The 644-nt window shown below is 35.7% G+C and carries 1 protein-coding gene; it reads right to left on the minus strand.

The features are described from left to right. Window positions 1–576: transposase (locus ABNX05_RS26035; RefSeq protein WP_349662339.1), on the minus strand; the 576-nt coding region annotated here is incomplete at its 3' end. Between the last annotated feature and the right edge of the window lie 68 nt (window positions 577–644).

Raw genomic sequence — 644 nt, forward strand, 5'->3', positions numbered from 1 at the left:
TAATTCATCTTCGCTTTCTCGTTCAATTTCAGGTAGTATCTCTTTTTCAAGCAGCTCGTTGTATAGTTGGTTCGATTTCTCTATCAAGCTACCATGAAATTTTTCAATGGATTTCTTCCAAACGAACGTAAATTTATTCGCATTCGCCTCAATCTTCGTTCCATCAATAAAAATTGCTTCTTGATCAATGATATTTTCTTGCACAAGCTGACAACGGAATTGGACAAAACATTGGCGAATTAATTCTTTTACTTCCGGTTGGATACGAAAACGGTTAATTGTGCGATAGGTTGGTTCATATCCTTGTGCAAGCCACATCATCCGAATACTGTCTTTTAAAAGCGCTTCAATTTTACGACCAGAAAAGACAGATTGCGTGTAGGCACATAAGATAATTTTAAGCATCATGCGTGGATGATAGGCAGGACAGCCCTCATTTCGAAGGAATGGTTCAAACGTTTCAGGCGGGATACTTTCGACTAAATGGTGGACATGGAAGGCAATATCATTCTTTTGTAACTTTACTTCTAAATCTAAAGGCAAAATTAATTGATTCATGTTATAATCTTTAAACATAAGGATCCTTCTTTCTGTAATTTTGTTGTGGTGACTTAATTTTATCAGAAGTGGTCCTTATTTTTTAT

The organism is Lysinibacillus zambalensis (genome assembly GCF_040183165.1).
GTDB classification, from domain to species: Bacteria; Bacillota; Bacilli; order Bacillales_A; family Planococcaceae; genus Lysinibacillus; species Lysinibacillus zambalensis.